This window comes from Limibacter armeniacum (genome assembly GCF_036880985.1).
Classification (GTDB): domain Bacteria; phylum Bacteroidota; class Bacteroidia; order Cytophagales; family Flammeovirgaceae; genus Limibacter; species Limibacter armeniacum.
In genome coordinates, this window is record NZ_JBAJNO010000002.1 from 135,240 (window position 1) to 154,190 (window position 18,951).

The window sequence follows — 18,951 nt, forward strand, 5'->3', positions numbered from 1 at the left end:
GATATAATACTACTTAAAAATCCAGTTTCATTTGTTATGTTAAATAAAAGCTATCACTTAGAATAGATTTCTAGATGGTAGCTTTTATTCTTTGGGACTATTTCAGTTATAATTAAAAATCCAAATTAATACTTAATAACATCTCCGTTTTTAACATTTAAATCATATTTAACAAAGAAGGAAAAAAGAGAATACTATATAAAGAGCTTCTAATTTTCTAAAAAATATATTTGATTTTACAATAAGTGTTTAACACAATTGAAAGGATACTTTCTTATATCGTTAAACTACTCAATTATAAATATCAGTGATACCAAGCTTCATGATTTATTGTTTTATTTTACATGATATTTCGTTTTCTGTATTGTTAAATTCAATTTTCAAAAAATAAGTTTACTATTAAATTGGCTTTGTCACATTATTTATGCATAAGCTGACTTTACTAGGAATGAGTTTAATGAGACAATTCATTTTACATCTCTAATTGAATTGGCATAAATAAAAACGGAAGGCAACCTATCCTTGTGGTTACCTTCCGTTTCATGATACTTATATATATAAGAAATAGATTATAAGTTGGCTGCTAACCAATCTCCAACTTCCGAAGTCTTATATGCTTTATGATCTCCTGAGATATCTTCGGTTACGATACCTTGATCAAGTGATCTGTTTACTACATCACGAACTGACTTAGCTTCTTCCAACAAATCTAAAGATTCCAATAGCATTGCTGCAGAAAGTACTGTTGCAACTGGGTTGGCAATATCTTTTCCTGCAGCTTGAGGATAAGATCCGTGGATTGGTTCGAACACAGAAGTTTCTTTACCAACTGAAGCTGAAGGAAGTAGACCTAGAGATCCTGTAATAACGGATGCCTCATCAGAAAGAATGTCACCAAACATGTTTTCTGTCACCATCACATCAAATTTCTTTGGCCACTGGATCAGCTGCATTGCAGCATTATCTACAAACATATAGTCTGTTTCGATATCGCTGTAATCTTTTTCCATTCTTTGCGCAACCTCTCTCCACAGACGTGATGTTGCCAAAACATTAGCCTTGTCTACCACTGTCAGACGCTTGTTACGTTTTCCAGCATAATCGTAAGCCAACTTCAGGATTCTTTCGATCTCTTCTGTTGAGTATTCACAGTTATCAAATGCTGATTTCAAATCTTCTGACCTGCCTTTTCCTCCGAAGTAAATACCGCCTGTCAGCTCTCGTACTACTACAAAATCCGCACCTTCAACAATATCTTTTCTCAAAGGGCTCTTGTGAAGCAAAGAAGGGAAAGTTGTAACAGGACGAATGTTTGCATAAAGTCCCAGTTGCTTACGCATTTTCAGCAAACCTTGCTCTGGTCTTACTTTTGCCGACGGGTCATTATCGTATTTAGGGTCACCAATTGCGCCAAACAGGACTGCATCTGACTCCAAACAGATTTTATGTGTCGCTTCAGGGTAAGGCTCTCCCACTTCTTCAATGGCTGCAGCTCCTGTTACTGCAAAGGTAAAGTCAAACTCATGTCCAAATTTCTTTCCTACTGCTTTCAGTACTTTAACAGCCTGATCCACAATCTCTGGTCCGATACCGTCACCCGGCAAAGTAGCGATCTTATATTTCATTTTCTTATATATTGTTTTCAATGATATTTAACATTTTAATCGTTGCCTTAATGGCTGCAACTGTCTGGTCTGGGTCCAGACCTCTCGTTTTGAAGTTACGACCGTTGTTCCACGTAATGGTCGTGATTACCAAGGCATCAGTTTCTCCACCTGGAGGAATCTGAACCTCATAATCAACCAACCTCGGGAGTTTTTTTCCGAGTTCTTCATAAATCAGGTTGAGAGAATTCATAAAGGCATCGTACTGTCCGTCACCAGCTGCCGTTTTCTCATAACTCTTGCCATCTACTTCGATGCAAAGCGTCGCCATAGACTTCAAGCCTTGAGCTACAGACAGGGAATAGTTCTTGATTTGGATTGTAGGGTTTTCAATCTGAGTACCTAGTACATCCTTCATAATAAAAGGAAGGTCTTCTTTGGAAATGCTTTCCTTCCTGTCTCCCAACTCAATGATTTTGGCAGTCACCTTTTTGAGTTCTTCCGGACTCAACTCTATACCCAGTTCATCCAGGTTCTTCTTGATACTCGCTTTACCACTCATTTTACCGAGTGCATATGAGTAAGTCCTTCCGAATCGTCCAGGATTGATACTGTTCTGGTAAAGGTTATCCTTATTATCTCCATCTGCATGAATGCCACTGGTTTGGGTAAAAACAAATTCCCCAATAAGCGGTTTATTTGCAGGAATTCGAATACCTGAGAAAGACTCCACCAGTTTACAGGTCTTGTAAAGCTTTGTCTCATCGACATTCATCTCATAACCAAGATGATCCTGCACGATACCAATCACACTAGACAATGGCACATTTCCGGCACGCTCTCCCAACCCGTTCAAAGTGGTATGAACACCTGTAAAGCCACATTCCAGTGCAGAAAACACATTGGCTACAGATAAGTCGTAGTCGTTATGGGCATGAAAATCAAACTTTATATCAGGGAAAGTTTGTGTCATGATACTACAGTAGGCAGTAGTTTGCTTATGGTTGAGCATTCCCAAAGTATCGGGCAACATGATACGGTTGACTTTCATCTTTTCAAGTGCCTGTACCATTTCCAATACATATTCAGGAGAATCCTTCATCCCATTTGACCAATCCTCCAAATAGACATTTACCGTAATACCCATTTCATCGGCAATATTTACCGTTTTTTGGATATCCGACAAGTGCTCTTCCAAACTCTTTTTAAGCTGCTTTTCACAATGCTTTTCCGAGCCTTTGCAGAGCAGGTTAATTACATGTCCTCCGGCATCCTTGATCCACTTCAGTGAAATATCGCCATCCACAAACCCCAGTATTTCTACTGCTTGTCCGTATCCATGCTCATTGGCCCAGTCCAAAATCTTTTTGGCTGCACGGAACTCCCCATCAGATACCCTTGCTGAGGCTACTTCCACCCTGTCAACCTTTAGCTCACCCAATAGCATCTGTGCAATCCGCAGCTTTTCCACCTCGGTAAACGAGACGCCTGAGGTTTGTTCGCCATCACGCAGCGTGGTATCTAATATTTCAACTTTTCGTGACATAATTATGAAGTAAGGCACTGTAGCAAAGTGCCTTAGGGTTTTAAGTTATAAAGGCAATGTTTCCGAGAAAGATGCTATTTCATCTTTCATATTTTGTAAATAATCGATGTCATCAAATCCATTCAAAAGGTTTCCCTTCTTATAAGTGTTGATTTCAAATGATTCTGAGTCACCTGTAGCCAAAATCGTAATGGTCTGTGTAGGCAAATCCACCTTGATTTCTGTTTTAGGATTGGCTTCCATTGCCGTAAAGATTTTATCCAAAAACGTTTCACTTACCTGAACCGGCAGCACACCCACATTCAAGCAGTTGTTTTTGAAGATATCTGCAAAGAAACTGGAAACCACACATCTGAAACCGTAGTCATATACTGACCATGCAGCATGCTCTCTGGATGAACCCGAACCAAAGTTCTTTCCACCTACCAGTATCTTTCCGCCATACAATGGATTGTTCAGGATAAACTCTTCTTTAGGAGAACCATCCGCATTGTATCTCCAGTCTCTGAACAAGTTATCACCAAACCCTTTTCGTTCTGTCGCTTTCAGGAAGCGGGCAGGAATGATCTGATCCGTATCTACGTTTTCAATTGGCAGCGGCACAGCACTGCTCGTTAGAATATCAAATTTATCGTATGCCATTTTATATTTTCAGTCTATTCATTGTCATATTCAAGCCAATGGGTTGATCGACAGTCAGACAATGATTTCACAGTTAAACAATTATTGAATAAGAATCCCTTGTCAACAAGTATTTCTCAATACTTATCAATCATTTTTATAGAAATTCTCTTGGGTCTGTTACCACGCCTGTTACTGCTGAAGCAGCTGCCACCATTGGACTTGCCAACAATGTTCTTGAACCTGGTCCCTGACGTCCTTCAAAGTTTCTGTTTGACGTACTGACAGCCAGTTTACCAGCAGGAACCTTATCATCGTTCATCGCCAAACAAGCCGAACAACCTGGTTCTCTCAGTTTAAATCCTGCTTCTGTCAGTACATCCAGAATGCCTTCTTCCTTAATGGCAGCCTCCACTTTGTGAGACCCTGGTACTAGCCAAGCAGTTACATGGTCTGCTTTTTTCTTTCCTTTTACAATCGAAGCAAATGCTCTGAAATCTTCGATACGACCATTGGTACAGCTTCCCAAGAATACATAGTCGATCTTTTTACCGATCATGTCTTCTCCTTCTTCAAACTGCATGTAACCTAATGATTTCTTATAGGTTGAAACACCTCCGCCTACCTGCTCGGCAGTTGGGATTTGCTTGCTGATACCCATACCCATACCTGGATTGGTACCATAAGTAATCATCGGTTCAATGTCAGCCGCATCGAAAGTATATTCTTTATCGAACACAGCACCATCATCAGTCTTCAGCGTTTCCCAGTATGTCATGGCCTTGTCCCAAGCCTCACCAGCAGGTGTAAACTCACGTCCCTTGATATACTCAAATGTTTTTTCATCCGGAGCGATCATACCACCACGGGCCCCCATCTCAATACTCAGGTTACAAACCGTCATACGTCCTTCCATAGACATTTCCTCGAAAACCTCACCTGCATATTCAGCGAAGTAGCCTGTAGCTCCTGAAGTTGTCAGCTTACTGATGATGTACAATGCCACATCTTTTGGAGAAACACCTTTGCTCAATTTTCCATTGATCGTGATTCTCATTTTCTTTGGCTTGGGCTGCATGATACACTGCGATGACAGTACCATTTCAACCTCTGACGTACCAATACCAAAAGCAATTGCCCCAAATGCACCATGTGTAGAAGTATGGGAATCACCACATACCATCGTTACGCCTGGTACTGTAATACCATACTCTGGACCTACTACGTGCACGATACCATTTTTCTCATGCCCGAGTCCCCAGTGTGAGATGCCATGTTCTTTAGCATTTTCTTCCAATGCCTTCAACTGGCTAGCCGATAACGGATCCTCAACTGGCAAGTGCTGATTTATCGTTGGAGTATTGTGATCTGCTGTTGCAAATGTACGTTCCGGGTACATTACCTTTAATCCACGTGTTTTCAGCCCTAAAAAAGCTACTGGACTGGTCACTTCGTGTACCATGTGGCGGTCAATAAAAAGTACATCCGGTCCGTCTTCTATTTTTCTAACTACATGTGTATCCCACACTTTGTCAAATAAAGTCTTTCCCATCTTTTTGTAGCGTTATATGATTTTATTACAAAATATAATTTCAACTCCTAGGGTAGGTATAAAACAATAATACCGTTGTATTTTCCAAATATGCGTCTTTTATATTTAACTTAAAAAGACTTATTTTGTCATAAATCAATACTTTTTAGGTATCATGGAATTAAGACATCTGCATTACTTCATTACAGTAGCTGAAACTCTGAACTTTACAAAAGCTGCTGAGAAGTTACACATCTCACAACCACCGCTAAGCAGGCAAATTAAAGAGCTGGAAACACACCTAAACGCCCGTTTATTTGACCGTAACAATAAGAAAGTAGCGCTCACGCATGCTGGAGAGTATTTTTATACAGAAATCAAGCGCTATTTGGAACAATTGGAAAGGATCAAAGTGCAGACCGAGAAAATAGCCAACAACGTAAGTGGTGAGTTCAGAATTTCCTATATCAGTTCTACTTTTTCTGCTGTTATTCCAGAGCTGATGGCACATTTACGTTCCAAGTTTCCCTTTGTTCACTTCAAGCTTTTTGAGGCGCCGACACTAAAGCAAGTGGCAGATTTGGAAAGTGGCAAACTGGATCTAGGCATTATCCGATCTCCTCTGTTTTCCTCCAAAATCAACTGGCAACATTGGTATAAAGATGATTATGCGGTGGTTTTTAATAAGAATATATTTTCTATCGACCATCGCGATCAGTTAAAGGAATTGGGGAAAGCCACCTTTATATATTTTAATAAGGATTACTCTCCTCAAAACTATGAGGCGTTGCTTAAGATTGGAGCATATTTTGGGTTTGTCCCTAATGTGGTTCATGAAGCCAACAATATGCATTCTATTATGCAACTGATAAAAAATGGCTTAGGGGTTTCTATTGTCCCTGCGGGTGTGCTACGAAATCATAAAAATGATCCAGACTTGGGCTTCTTCGAAATAAACGTACCAGGATTGTCTACTGATGTTTTATTGGCAACTCCGGAAGTAGAAAAAAATGAAATCACTCAGGAAGCTATTCATTTCTTAAAAGAGAGCCTATAGTCCCGTATTATAGGTTCTACTTTTATCCATTTATTTTTCCCTATGCAATTTCGGTGTTGCCACATCAACATATAACATTCTACTGAACAGGAAACGAGAGCAATTTTTAACTTAAATTCTTATTGATTTTCCTTCTTTAAACCCCACTACTTACTTTCTTTATCATATAGAATATTGAACGCCATCCATCTCAAATATTCAGTTAACTATTTGATTTTTGGTTCAATAGTTGCTAATCAATCACAATTATTACTTCACAAAAAAGCTTTGTCTTTTTATTCAAATTTCAGTTTTCGGTTAATTATAAAAAATTGTTCCGATAAAATGCTTTTGGAATCTAAAGTTGTAATTTCAAGCTGAAAACGACTGGAAGCTCTGATAAAAGGCATTCAGTATTTTAAGACAAAAACTAACCCCATTTTTTTAATAGATATACTTCACACCAACAATTAAATATCATGAAAACGCTAATTGACTTGTAAAACCAAGTACAAGACACTGATCAAATCAATGGTCAGTCTTAATACATCGTATTTCCTCAGATACATTTATTCAATCCAAAAACACACACAATCTTGAGTACAGAAAACACCGCAATAGAAAAGGATAAAACAGCTGTGCTTCAAAGCTTGAAGCAAGAAATACAAACGGTTGAACCTGACAATCATATCCATGAGTTTTTGAGCCTTTTGGATCAATACCGCTTAACAATTAAAGAACTTACATTGGAGTCAACAGTGGTAAAGCCAAAAGCGCCAACGCCCAATGATGCCCTTATACAGACACCTCAACAGCTTATCGCCAGATTTACAGAAATTTATGATTGTCTGGATACTCGATTTGACCTCTGTGTATGGCAAGCAGCAGTTAAGTCACTAAAAGAAAATACCAATACAGGGCTTCAGGTTTTTTGTATACACATTATCGAGTTTCTGCTGGATCACTGCTACCTAACGTCTGATACTTTTCAACTTTTAAACCATAGCTTCCCTTTTGATTCCCTATTTGAAACATCAGAATGGAATGAGTTGGAAAAGAATACAGAAAAAAGTTATGCTTTTGTAAAGAGCATTCTCAACAAAGGCAACTTTGAGCAGGATTTGTTAATTGAGACCATACCAGTCGAAAGGTATGTTTCAGAACAGTTTGATGCGTATTTGGCTACTATTTTACATTCGAGTGGATTGTTGAGAAATGGACAAAACCAACAAGCTTTACAAGTTCTGTCCAGCATACCTGCTGAAAATAGACCCTTGGTTGTATGGCAGCGAATCATACAGGTTTTCTACAAAGCGTCAATGTTAGAAGGCAATGAAAGAGCTAAAGAAATATTTCCACAATTTATGGACAATGCTTTAGCATATTTTCCAAATGACGACCATTTGTTGTATTTACAAGGAGCTTTCAGATTAGAAACCCGACCTACACAGGAGTCAAAGACAGTTTTAATCACATTACTCAAAAAACACCCTCAACAGGATAAGCTGCTTTTTTTACTAGGCAGGTGTTATTTGAACTTAAAACAATATGAAAATGCTTATGCTATTTTCAAACGACTTGTTGAGATTTACCCTATCAATTTAGAATATGTCAGCTTTTCAACCCTTGCATTGGACGGCGTTTTAAGTCAACCGATTTTAGTAGATCACCACCTAGATTTAAAGGGAAATTATATAAAGCGGATGTTGCTGCAATTGGAACTATATATTCATGACCTAATTGAAGTTCCAGAAGAATTGGAAAAAGACCCTGATATCGAAGCCCTAAAAATGTATGCCGATTTACAAGACGATCAGCAGGACAAAGGTCTGGATATTTCCCTAACAAATGCATTACATATTACGCAGGACAAAAACGTAAAGCTTTTCCTGTTTAATAAGCTAATGGATTGCTATCCTAATTTCGATGATATATTAGGTGTAAAAGACTTGATATTGAGTTTTTTAGAAGCTTATCCTAATGAATTCCCGACTGTTTATGCAGCAGCTGGACTCTACTATGCACAAGGGAATTACGAAGAAGCTTATGATTTTTATGACCGTGCTAGCCAACTGAATCCACAACATATATATACCTTCCAAGGAATGGCCAGAAGTGCTCTTCATATGGAAGAATATGACAAGGCTATTGCTGCCAGTAGGGTCTTTCAGTATGAAAGAAAATATGATCGTTCAGGCTATTACTGTATGGGCAAAAGCTATTACAATATGGGTGTTTATGACAAAGCCTATGAATGCTTTAAATGGATGGTACAACTCGTACGGCCACAGCCCTCACCACATGACCAATATGTATTTGTAGCCTCTCTTAGTAAATACTTATCTCAACTAGATGAAGAAGGTCGTAAAGCTTTTGAACATGAAATAGAAAATGCTATTTCACTCTTTGAGTCTTTGGGCAAAGATGAAGATTTTGACGAGTCCAACGAAGGTAGATGGGCTTACTTACACACAGCCATGCTTTGCGAATATGTTGCCATGCATGAAAATGGACTCGAGACTGTCAATCATACCATCAGCTTATGGCAGCAGGACAATATTTCTATTCCTATAGAAGCAGCAAGTTTAAAGGCTCGTCTGCTGGGGTCTCTTTTTCGTTTCGAAGAGGCAAAAGACTTTCTAAACACTCATTTGGAGTACCTACAGCAAGAGCCTGTTGACAAAGAACAGATAGAGGAAATCATTCAAATGCTGAACCATATAAATGAGCAGCAGGAAGAAGACAGTGAGTTAAGCCGAAAACTAAGGGTACTTATGCAAAAGTCTGATGCTGACCCTGCCGAATGGCGACACGTATATGTACAGCTGATGTATAAAGCAATGATGGGCAAAGAACATAAAGTGATGATCAAAGCTGGCCTGCACTATTTTTCACATTACTTGTCTTCTGACCCTGACGATATTTTTATGGCTTTTTGGACTGGCAACACCTATAAGGAACTAGGTGATTGGGAAACTGCAAAACCTTACTTTGAACGTTGCCTTGCTATGGGAGAGCTATTCCCAGGCGAGTCTCCCAATTTAGTTACAATGGCAGGAATGACACTTCGCAGCAACTCTTAAAACCTGAAAAAAATGATTCAATTCAAATACGAAAACCCAGATCAACTGAGTGAAAAACAACTATGGCTGTTGGCAACATCTGCCATGCTTTCACAACTCAACAACCAAAGACACGATACTTTAAACCCTAAGGGAGATTATACACACCCCGAACTGGTGGAAAATATACAACATGTTTTGAGTCGTGACTGGGAAATCAAAAACCTGGCAGATCTAAGTGATACGATCAAGTACCTACATGAAAAGGTGACCTTTGGACAAGATCAAAACGGTTGGTCGATGTTAAGTGATGTTGAGTTAAGAAAAGCAGCTCAATCGGAAGATATTGGTGAATACCGACATGTAATGGATATGGTACAAAACTACCGTTACGCCTTAAAAAGCAGCGATATAGCTTGGCATTACGGACGTTGTGCCTGGTTAATCCGAATGTCTGCCTTCTTAAAGTGCATCAGTGAAGAGGAAGCTTGGGTCTTACTAGAAGACAATGGGCAACGTATCAAGGAAAGCTTCGATTCTTGGGCAAGTTTTGGCTTGTCTTATATGGTAGGTGCCCAATATTGGAAGAGAGGCTCCTACGCTCTTGAAGCCATTCGCCGTTATATCAAGCATTACCAACTATTAATCACCCATAAAGATTCTCCTTGGAAAAATGTGCCTTGGGATATCGATTTTTAAACTAAAATACTGATCTCACAACCACCAACTTACCTATCCATTCCTATCTTGGAATGGATAACCTTAACAGCTATTACTTATACTGAAAAACATATTTACGCTATGTGGGAAAAAGAAAATATAGCACATGAATTTGAGCAGTTAGTCCAGAATTTCAATGACATGAAAACTGCTGTATTATCTCAAGAGGGATTGACTGAAATACAAGCCAAACATGCCCTCTATGAGATTGAACCATTCTTTTCGGAACATAACAATGATTATTTAGACCCAGAGCAGTCGCTCCTGATTTTTTCTGAAGAAGACTTTAACCCTCAAACGGATGACTTGTATACACATTGGGTAAATCTAGCACAACGAAATACCCAATTCCGTCGCTGGCACATGGGAGAGTCTACCTATTATGATACTGTGTTTGAGTACCATGACAATTACATTAAAAGCGCCACTGTTTTCTTTAGCCCGACGATGGTCAAACCATGCAAACTGGCATATTTGAATCTAGCCGAAAATGTACCCCAACATTATATTGAAATAACAGAATATGGTATTGTCAACAAAAAGTACCAATCTGAAGACCGTGTATTGCTCGGCTATACCATGACTTCAGCAGACCACGTCTGGGATGTAAAGTTTGAATATACACCAGATGGTGCTGCCCTTGACCGGATTGTACAAACTCACCAAGGTTCGAATTTTTCGGGGGAACGAAAGCAATTCTTTACTCAAACTGACAACAATACTGTTCAGCTTAATAAGAAGTATTTCGCTATTTTTAGCATTATTTTGACTGCTTCCATTTTGGTAATCACCTATGTACTAGGAAACCATTTATATACTGATTTTAATTTATGGGCAGTATACCAATACCAACATAGTTGGCTTAATTATATCAATATAGGTGTGGTTGTCTTTACCTTATATTTATATTCGTCCGGTATAGAAGGTCAAAATATAGGTCGCTTTTTCTTGCCTCTGCTAGGGCTTTGTATAGTGACATTAATATCTGTAAAACTTGCAGATGCTTTTTCAATTTCGCTTACATACTTCAATGCACCACTGAGTCCTGATTTTTTCTGGATTGGTTTTGCGGGTCATCTATTTATGCCTGTTCAGGCTTTGCTCTTCACTTTCCTGATAAGAGAAGGAAAAGAGAAACAAGACTGGCATGTGCCTTTGGTATATGGATGCCTGTATCAATTATGTCTTTTTGTACTGAATTGGCTCATGGTAACATTATTAGGAAAGGGACTTACATTCACGCAATTCTTTGGGAAAGGGCAATCACTAATATACTACATTCCCATGTTGGGAGGTTTTCTATATTACCTCCTGTTTTTTGTAAAAGCTAAAAACGAAACAGGTCGCAAAACATGGTTAGGCTGGTTGGTTTATGGTGTAACACTTCTGACTGTTATGCTGACTTTTTTACAAGCCTACAATTACAATCAGATGTTTGAGACTTGGTTTTCATAACTATTAGAAATCAATGCAAATAGAAAAATATTTACAGATAGCTACCGCTTGTTTTAATATCATGCTTAGCCCCTATGGGTTAATTTTATTTTTGTTGTGTTTCTCAAGTAACAAGGATTCATTCTTTGAACATACAGGCGTCAATACAGCCCAACTGAAGAAGAAGCCTTACTTGATTTACCTGTTTGTCTTTACATCAATGGTATTGGCTATATCCTATATGGCAGGCCATTTTTTAGCACCAGACTTTGATATATGGCAAATCTATTTACCCAAATATTATTGGCTTAGCTGTTTATCATGGGGTGTTACAATAGTTACAACAAGAACCTATTTCAAAGGGATGGAAGGCAATATTATGGGCTTTATCTTCTTCCCTATGCTTGCCATTACTTCGATGGCTCTTTTTGTAGTCAACATCTCTGATATATTTCATTTTTCATCCCAAATCAAGACACCTTTAGTCAATACAAAATACTTTTGGTGGGGCTTTTTAGGACATATGTTTTTGCCTTTTCAGTGTATGCTTTTTATGGTTGAAATAAAGAATGGAAAAGCTAAAGGAGACGGAGAATGGCTTACCCCTCTTATAGGTGGCTTGATCTTCCAATTATTATGCTTTGTGCTTCACTGGGTAGTGGTCAAGATTTTTGGTCAAGGACTTACTTTTGCCCAATTCTTTGGAGAGGGTCAGTCACTTTTATATTTCATTCCAATGCTAGGTGGTTTCCTGTATTACCTATTTTATATCCTAAAACCTCAAGGTGATACAAAGCTAAATTGGCTATCGTACGGCATTACCATTCTGACTTTGTTATTAGTTGTTTTACAAGTTTTTAATTACATAAACATGCTTAAAAGCTGGTTTTAGTATAAATAGATTTCATGATGAACAAGAACCGTTTTAAATTTTTAGCAATAGCTGCTTTGCTATTTGGATCAATTGCCTGCACGGATGCAGAGCGCGCCAAGATTGGAGGCCTTGGTGATGAGTTTAAAGTAGAATTGATTAACTGTGATGGTACAGTTGGTCGCACTTGGATTAGCAGTGGAAAAGTATTGAGTGAAGAAACCTCTGATGGTTATTTTTTCAAGGAAAAAGAAACAGGGAAACTGATAGAGGTGACAGGCAATTTAGTCATAACAAAACTCTAGCAAGCTCTGCTCCCTAAAAGGGAAATATTTACGGTAAATCACAGGTATACCATTATTAAATGAGGACATAAACTTGACAATAATTGGTATACCTGTTTAGCTGTCTTGATTGCACTTTAAATACCCCGAACGCTCCAGCTATTTCATTGGTGTAGTCATATTCAAATACAAGACCTCACATTGCCCTTTAAAATATTTCATTTCACAGTTCACTTCACAAAGCTAACCTTAATCATTTTTTACAGATAATCAGTGATTTATATTAGATAAATAACACTGAAATAAGGTTCATCCTGATCAAGATGGCTTATGTCCTTTTTACATAAAATACTTCCTCCAAAAGAGTGGCAACCTGTTGTAGCTGTACTGATGGGAGCCATTGTAGCATTGGGACTTTACATGGTCAAAGCTGCAAATGTGACTTCCTACCTCTCCGATGATCCAAAGGCATGTATCAATTGCCACGTAATGACCACGGAGTATATCACATGGCAACATAGCTCACATCGGGAGGTAGCTCACTGTAACGACTGCCATGTACCTCATGACAGTTTCCTGAAAAAGTATGCATTCAAGGCTAAAGATGGATTGTATCATGCAACCATTTACACATTGCGTGCAGAACCTCAAGCCATCATTATGCACGAAGCAGGACAGGAAGTAGTACAAAGTAATTGCATTCGGTGTCATAAAGCGCAAGTAACCGATGCTAAAAGTGCTTCATGGGTCAGCTCACATATGCACGACCGTCTGGACAGAACCTGCTGGGAATGTCACCGGGAAACTCCTCACGGTAGGGTTAAAAGCCTTTCCGCAGTTGGATACCATGTAGAGCCACTTCCCATCAAGGAACAGCAAGAACTTTTCGTACCTGAATGGCTGGAAAAAGCCACTGAATCCAAAAAGTCAACACCATGAGTAGTCGAATGAAAAACTGGTTGCTGTTTGCGGCAACAGTCGTAATCGTACTGCTGCTAAGTATTCTTGCCAACAGCATCATCAACAGAAAAGCTGAAAGCCAGTTCGCTTACCAGCCACAAGTAAGTATCAATGAGCATGAGCCTCGAAATGAAATTTGGGGTGAAAACTTCCCAAGACAATACCAGTCATTTATGCGGACAAGAGACACCTCTTTCGTTAGTTTTATGAATGGTTCCAAGATGCGGGACGCTCTCGAAGAGGACCCTAATCTCGTTGTTTTGTGGGCTGGATATGGTTTTTCCAAAGATTATAACCAACCAAGGGGACATGGCTATGCTGTTCAGGATATCTACAATACTTTGCGTACAGGTGGACCGACTGGTCCGGGTACAGGTCCTATGCCTAGTACTTGCTGGACTTGTAAAAGTCCTGATGTACCAAGACTGATGAATGAAATTGGCATCAAGGAATTCTATACTGGTAAATGGGCAGATATAGGGGCTGAAATTGTCAACCCGATCGGTTGTGCGGACTGTCATAACCCTAAAACCATGTCTCTACAGATTTCTCGCCCTGCCCTTATCGAAGCATTTCAGTCTATGGGTAAAGATATAAACAAAGCCACCCATCAGGAGATGCGTACACTGGTTTGTGCCCAATGCCACGTGGAGTACTATTTCAACAAGAATATGCCTGACAAAAAAGGCGCCCAATACCTGACATTCCCTTGGAAAGATGGCACTTCGGTTGAAGCAATGGAAGCATATTATGACAGTATGAACTTCTCTGACTGGACGCATTCCATCAGCAAAACACCAATGCTCAAAGCACAGCACCCTGGTTATGAACTTTTCATGACAGGCGTACATGCTGCAAGAGGTGTTTCCTGTGCAGACTGCCACATGCCATACAAGGCTGAAGGAGGACAGAAATTTACAGACCACCATATTCGCTCTCCATTGGACAATGTAGCCAACTCTTGTCAGGTGTGTCACAGACAAGAAAAAGAAGCATTGATTGAAGATGTCTACCAGAGACAGAAAAAGATCAAGAAAACCCAAATAGCATTGGAGAAATTACTGGTAAGGGCACATGTAGAAGCGGGAAAAGCTTGGGAACTGGGTGCTACAGAAGCCCAAATGAAACCCATCCTGCAAGACATCAGACATGCCCAATGGCGTTGGGATTACTCTGTTGCCTCTCATGGTGGCTCATTCCACTCCCCTGTCGAAGTGAGCCGTATTGTTTCAACAGCAACCGCCATTGCTCAGGAAGCCCGCATAAAACTAGCTAGGTTACTGTCAGAGTTGGGCTTTAAAGGTGAAGTTCCATTCCCTGATATCGAGACCAAGGAAAAGGCACAACGGTATGTTGGTTTGGACATGAAAAAGCTGGAAGCTGAAAAGGAAACTTTCAAAGAAAACATAATCCCAAAATGGCTAGAAGAAGCCAAGAAAAGAGAAGATCAAATGGGTGTTGACAAAGTTTCGATGAAGTAATGTAAACTGTTCCTCCACTGAAATAAGCAATCAGTGGAGGAATCATTTTTTTACCATTTTTAGACCTGTACTTTCAATGAGAAATGAGCCTAAGAACAAACTTTGGAACCTGATTGTATCCAACAAACTGACACTTGTTGCGCTACTGGCTTTTGCTTTGGCTATGGCTTACGCCACTTTTCTTGAAAATGATTTTGGAACTCCCTATGCCCGTAATAATATATATAACGCATGGTGGTTCGAACTGCTGATGGGTATTTTGGGGATCAACTTCGTTGCCAATATATTCAGGTACAAACTATACCGTAAAGCCAAACTCAGCATTCTGATGTTCCACTTGGCTTTTATCATCATGATTCTTGGCGCAGGCATTACCCGCTATTTTGGAGAGGAAGGTTTGATCCGCATCAGGGAAGGTCAAAACTCTAACATAATGATTGCTCAAGACAGGGTACTTGCTGTTAATATCCAATCCCCTACTTATTCGAAATCATTAGAGTATTTCCTTCACTTATTTCAGGACCAACCACTTGATGAAACCTTAAAATTTGGAGAAGATCAAGCACCATTGACAATTCATCTTGACCGATATGTACCTGATGCTGTTCAGGGAGTCGTAGAAGGAGATCAGCAAGACGAGGTAGTAGAAATTGTAGCAGTTACGGATGGAACCAGAAAAAGCTTTTTCCTTGAGAATGGAGGCAGTGTATTTATCAACGGGCATGCCTTTACTTTAAACCATTTCAAGGAGAATGCGATCAACCTGCGCAATAAAAATGGTACTTACCTCATCCACTCACCAGAAGCTTTTGAATACATGGTCATGGCTACACAACAGCAAGGCAGGTTATTCAAGGCTCAGGCTGACACCTTGCAATTAAGAGCATTGTACCGTTCTGCTGACCTCAGCTTTGTGGTAAAAGATGTATACATAGGGAAAAAATTAGGTTACCAGTCCACGGAAGATAAAGAACTAAAGAAAGATGCTGCAGACCTCCTATTCCTGACCATCAGTGACAATACGACAACCCGAAAGGTTATCTTACCAGCTGTAGATGGCGTTGTCAGCACTCCGCAGCAATTAAGAATAGGCAATACACTTGTACAAATATCCTACGGACCAAAACTCGAACTATTACCATTTTCTCTTCACCTCTCTGACTTCCAGCTAAAAAGGTATCCAGGTTCTGTAAGCCCCTCTTCCTACAGTAGTGAACTAATAGTAAAAGACCCTGTGGAAGGTGATTTTCCTGTTACCATTTCCATGAACAATGTACTGGATCATCAGGGTTACCGTTTCTTTCAGGCTTCTTATGACCTTGATGAGCTAGGTACAGTACTTTCCGTCAATCAGGATTATTGGGGTACCCGTGTCACTTATGTAGGTTATTTCCTGATGATGATCGGAATGCTACTAAGTTTCTTTGGGCGAGGTTCCCGCTTTGCAGAAGTGAGCCGTCAACTGAAACGGATGAAATATGCCACCATCATTATTATTCCTCTTTTATGTCCTTTGCTACTGAAAGGAGCTGATACTCCTGAAAAAAGGCTGTTGATTGACCGCAATCATGCAGAAGCATTCGGAAAACTATTGGTACAGGATATGGATGGCAGGATTAAACCAATCAACACATTGGCTTCTGAATTACTTAGAAAACTGACCCGAAAAACTTACTTCACACTTCCTTCTTCAGGTCAGGAGCTAAATGCAGATCAAGTATTTCTGTCCATCAACCAAAACCCTGCCTTATGGGAATCTATAGAAATAATTAAGGTCGATCAGGAAAAAGGCAATCCCGTATTCAAAGCCTTAAATATAGATCCAAAACCACGACTTGCCTTTACTGACTTAATAGACAAGCAAGGTAACTACCTGCTGATTTCACAAGTGGAACAGGCTCAACAGAAAAAACCAGCTGAGCGGTCAGAGCAGGACAACGAAGTCATCAAGGTAGATGAACGGTTCAACATTTTCTATCAGGCGCTTTCGGGTAATTACCTGAAGATTTTCCCTCAGCCAAATGATCCATCAGACACTTGGTTCAATTCAGGGTTCATCAATGCAGGATTCAAGCAAGAGGATGCTGTATTCGTACAAAATATTCTTCCTGCCTACTATCAGGATATTACTGAAGCCCAACAAACCGGTGACTGGAGTCTAGCTGATAACAAGCTTGCCTATCTCAAAACTTTTCAGGAAGTAATGGGAGAAAGACTGATCCCCGAACAGGACAGGATTAAGGCCGAGCTGCTCTACAACAAACTCAACATTTATAACAGCCTATTTCCACTCTACTGGCTTTTTGGCTTGTTGTTACTCGTATTAGCTATCCTCAAAAGGTTTTACCTAAGCAAGTGGTTGAAATGGACTTTCCGAACAGCATTATTCGTAGTATGGCTTGGCTTTATGGCACAAACCTTCAATATGGGGTTACGCTGGTATGCAGGTGGCTACCCCCCATGGAGCAACGGATACGAAATGCTAATACTCGTATCTTGGGCTTTGTTATTGTTCGGTTTTTTGTTTCAGAGAAGAAGTGATTTTATCACACCAGTAGTCTCCCTGTTTAGCGGCACTTTGCTTTTTGTCGCTTTCCTTGATTGGCTCAACCCAGAGATCACTTCACTGGTTCCTGTACTGAAGTCCTATTGGCTCAAGATCCATGTAGCCATCATCGTCAGCAGTTATGCACCACTGGCACTTTCTGCATTGTTAGGTTTCCTCTGCCTAATCTTTATGACCGTTAAAAATGATCAATTCAAGAAAAGTATCATTGAACTTACCTTGATCAATGAACTGTCTATGACCATTGGACTATATATGTTGGCAATAGGCACCTTTTTAGGAGGTATTTGGGCCAACGAGTCATGGGGCAGGTACTGGGGATGGGACCCTAAGGAAACATGGGCACTGATTTCCATTATGGTATACGCTGTTGTACTGCATATGAGACTGATTCCTTCACTAAGGAACTTATATGCCTTTAACCTTGCTAGCGTAGTCGCATTTTCCTCCATAGTTATGACTTCATTCGGAGTTAACTATTACTTGTCAGGACTTCACTCCTATGCAGCCGGTGATCCTCTGCCCATCCCTTCTTTTGTGTGGTGGTCCATCGGGATTGTTACAATTGTCGCCTTGGCTGCTTATTTCCGTCATACAAGGAAAAACCTACAGAAGGATTAATGCTTTGCCATAAGCCATTCTTCTGCCTTGACTTTATATTCAAAAGGTTTGAAAGATATAGCGGGGCGACTCTCATAATTGCCAAACTCCAGAAGTATGCTAATCACAAAGTCTCGAGCAACAATATGCCCACCTGTGATAAAAGCAATTTTTTTAAGTTTGGTAAACTTTAACATTGGTAGCCAAGCTTTCATTCTACCCATAATATCCACTGGAAATATCAATCCTTCTGCTGAAATATCTACAATCCAAGTACTGGGATCGTGTCTTAAGATAAATTCCTGTGTATTAAGATCTTCATCTAAAACCTCCTCTTTTTTTTGAGGAAATGCTATTACCTCCGAAATCATCAAGTGTTTTCGATTACAGTAATGATGGGTTAAAAAGTTAGTATTCGTTGATTGCATAGTAAGTTTGGTTAATTATAGTCTTTGACAATTGACCGCTAAGGAATGACGACTTTTACATTCCTGTCCTTGTTTTTTTTATCCATGCCATCCCTTCTTTAATATAAATTCGATTCTTGGGTTAAGAATAGGGTTATTTTGAAACAAAATATAAAATGCCACTTTAATTAATCAAAAACATAAACATATGTATTAATGATTTTTACG

At 39.5% G+C, this 18,951-nt stretch carries 14 protein-coding genes; 9 read left to right on the forward strand and 5 right to left on the reverse strand.

The features are described from left to right. Window positions 1-569: 569 nt before the first annotated feature. From leuB to leuC, 4 genes are all read right to left on the reverse strand, one after another. Window positions 570-1,625, reverse strand: a complete 1,056-nt coding sequence (gene leuB / locus V6R21_RS01705) for a 3-isopropylmalate dehydrogenase (RefSeq protein WP_334240289.1) — start codon at window positions 1,623-1,625, stop codon at window positions 570-572. 4 nt (window positions 1,626-1,629) lie between these two features. Beyond that, a complete protein-coding gene (locus tag V6R21_RS01710; protein WP_334240291.1) occupies window positions 1,630-3,150 on the reverse strand; it encodes an alpha-isopropylmalate synthase regulatory domain-containing protein in 1,521 nt (506 codons plus the stop codon). Between the two features lie 45 nt (window positions 3,151-3,195). Next, the gene (gene leuD / locus V6R21_RS01715; protein WP_334240293.1) at window positions 3,196-3,792 is read right to left on the reverse strand and encodes a 3-isopropylmalate dehydratase small subunit; all 597 of its coding nucleotides are present in this window, start codon (window positions 3,790-3,792) and stop codon (window positions 3,196-3,198) included. Between the two features lie 136 nt (window positions 3,793-3,928). Continuing rightward, window positions 3,929-5,323 carry a 3-isopropylmalate dehydratase large subunit gene (leuC, locus tag V6R21_RS01720; RefSeq protein WP_334240295.1) on the reverse strand — a complete coding sequence of 465 codons (1,395 nt, stop codon included), beginning with the start codon at window positions 5,321-5,323 and terminating at the stop codon, window positions 3,929-3,931. A gap of 154 nt (window positions 5,324-5,477) precedes the next feature. Here leuC and V6R21_RS01725 point away from each other — a divergent pair, with 154 nt between their 5' ends. From V6R21_RS01725 to ccsA, 9 genes are all read left to right on the forward strand, one after another. Further along, window positions 5,478-6,359: a LysR family transcriptional regulator gene (locus tag V6R21_RS01725; protein ID WP_334240298.1), complete on the forward strand. Its 882-nt coding sequence runs from the start codon at window positions 5,478-5,480 to the stop codon at window positions 6,357-6,359. A 575-nt stretch (window positions 6,360-6,934) separates the two neighbouring features. After that, a complete protein-coding gene (locus tag V6R21_RS01730; RefSeq protein ID WP_334240300.1) occupies window positions 6,935-9,421 on the forward strand; it encodes a tetratricopeptide repeat protein in 2,487 nt (828 codons plus the stop codon). 12 nt (window positions 9,422-9,433) lie between these two features. Continuing rightward, window positions 9,434-10,099, forward strand: coding sequence for a DUF1266 domain-containing protein (locus V6R21_RS01735; protein WP_334240302.1), 666 nt, complete (start codon window positions 9,434-9,436; stop codon window positions 10,097-10,099). A 102-nt stretch (window positions 10,100-10,201) separates the two neighbouring features. Further along, on the forward strand, window positions 10,202-11,575 hold the full coding sequence (locus V6R21_RS01740) for a hypothetical protein (protein WP_334240304.1): 1,374 nt from the start codon (window positions 10,202-10,204) through the stop codon (window positions 11,573-11,575). A gap of 13 nt (window positions 11,576-11,588) precedes the next feature. Further along, window positions 11,589-12,446 (forward strand): hypothetical protein, encoded by an 858-nt coding sequence (locus tag V6R21_RS01745; RefSeq protein ID WP_334240306.1) that lies wholly within the window; start codon window positions 11,589-11,591, stop codon window positions 12,444-12,446. A 17-nt stretch (window positions 12,447-12,463) separates the two neighbouring features. Beyond that, window positions 12,464-12,730, forward strand: a complete 267-nt coding sequence (locus V6R21_RS01750; RefSeq protein WP_334240308.1) for a hypothetical protein — start codon at window positions 12,464-12,466, stop codon at window positions 12,728-12,730. Window positions 12,731-13,039: 309 nt separating this feature from the next. Next, window positions 13,040-13,648: a cytochrome c nitrite reductase small subunit gene (gene nrfH / locus V6R21_RS01755; protein WP_334240310.1), complete on the forward strand. Its 609-nt coding sequence runs from the start codon at window positions 13,040-13,042 to the stop codon at window positions 13,646-13,648. Beyond that, window positions 13,645-15,150 (forward strand): ammonia-forming cytochrome c nitrite reductase, encoded by a 1,506-nt coding sequence (gene nrfA / locus V6R21_RS01760; RefSeq protein WP_334240312.1) that lies wholly within the window; start codon window positions 13,645-13,647, stop codon window positions 15,148-15,150. The genes nrfH and nrfA overlap by 4 nt, the downstream gene beginning before the upstream one ends. A 76-nt stretch (window positions 15,151-15,226) precedes the next feature. Continuing rightward, window positions 15,227-18,337 carry a cytochrome c biogenesis protein gene (gene ccsA, locus V6R21_RS01765; RefSeq protein WP_334240314.1) on the forward strand — a complete coding sequence of 1,037 codons (3,111 nt, stop codon included), beginning with the start codon at window positions 15,227-15,229 and terminating at the stop codon, window positions 18,335-18,337. Here ccsA and V6R21_RS01770 read toward each other — a convergent pair. After that, window positions 18,334-18,744, reverse strand: coding sequence for a hypothetical protein (locus V6R21_RS01770; protein ID WP_334240316.1), 411 nt, complete (start codon window positions 18,742-18,744; stop codon window positions 18,334-18,336). The genes ccsA and V6R21_RS01770 overlap by 4 nt on opposite strands. Window positions 18,745-18,951 lie beyond the last annotated feature (207 nt).

Coding starts and splice junctions, on each gene's coding strand:
- V6R21_RS01710 (WP_334240291.1), bottom strand. CDS start 3,150: ATGTCACGAAAAGTTGAAATATTAGATACCACGCTGCGTGATGGCGAA.
- nrfH (WP_334240310.1), top strand. CDS start 13,040: ATGTCCTTTTTACATAAAATACTTCCTCCAAAAGAGTGGCAACCTGTT.
- leuC (WP_334240295.1), bottom strand. CDS start 5,323: ATGGGAAAGACTTTATTTGACAAAGTGTGGGATACACATGTAGTTAGA.
- leuD (WP_334240293.1), bottom strand. CDS start 3,792: ATGGCATACGATAAATTTGATATTCTAACGAGCAGTGCTGTGCCGCTG.
- V6R21_RS01770 (WP_334240316.1), bottom strand. CDS start 18,744: ATGCAATCAACGAATACTAACTTTTTAACCCATCATTACTGTAATCGA.
- ccsA (WP_334240314.1), top strand. CDS start 15,227: ATGAGAAATGAGCCTAAGAACAAACTTTGGAACCTGATTGTATCCAAC.
- V6R21_RS01750 (WP_334240308.1), top strand. CDS start 12,464: ATGAACAAGAACCGTTTTAAATTTTTAGCAATAGCTGCTTTGCTATTT.
- V6R21_RS01745 (WP_334240306.1), top strand. CDS start 11,589: ATGCAAATAGAAAAATATTTACAGATAGCTACCGCTTGTTTTAATATC.
- leuB (WP_334240289.1), bottom strand. CDS start 1,625: ATGAAATATAAGATCGCTACTTTGCCGGGTGACGGTATCGGACCAGAG.
- V6R21_RS01725 (WP_334240298.1), top strand. CDS start 5,478: ATGGAATTAAGACATCTGCATTACTTCATTACAGTAGCTGAAACTCTG.
- V6R21_RS01735 (WP_334240302.1), top strand. CDS start 9,434: ATGATTCAATTCAAATACGAAAACCCAGATCAACTGAGTGAAAAACAA.
- nrfA (WP_334240312.1), top strand. CDS start 13,645: ATGAGTAGTCGAATGAAAAACTGGTTGCTGTTTGCGGCAACAGTCGTA.
- V6R21_RS01740 (WP_334240304.1), top strand. CDS start 10,202: ATGTGGGAAAAAGAAAATATAGCACATGAATTTGAGCAGTTAGTCCAG.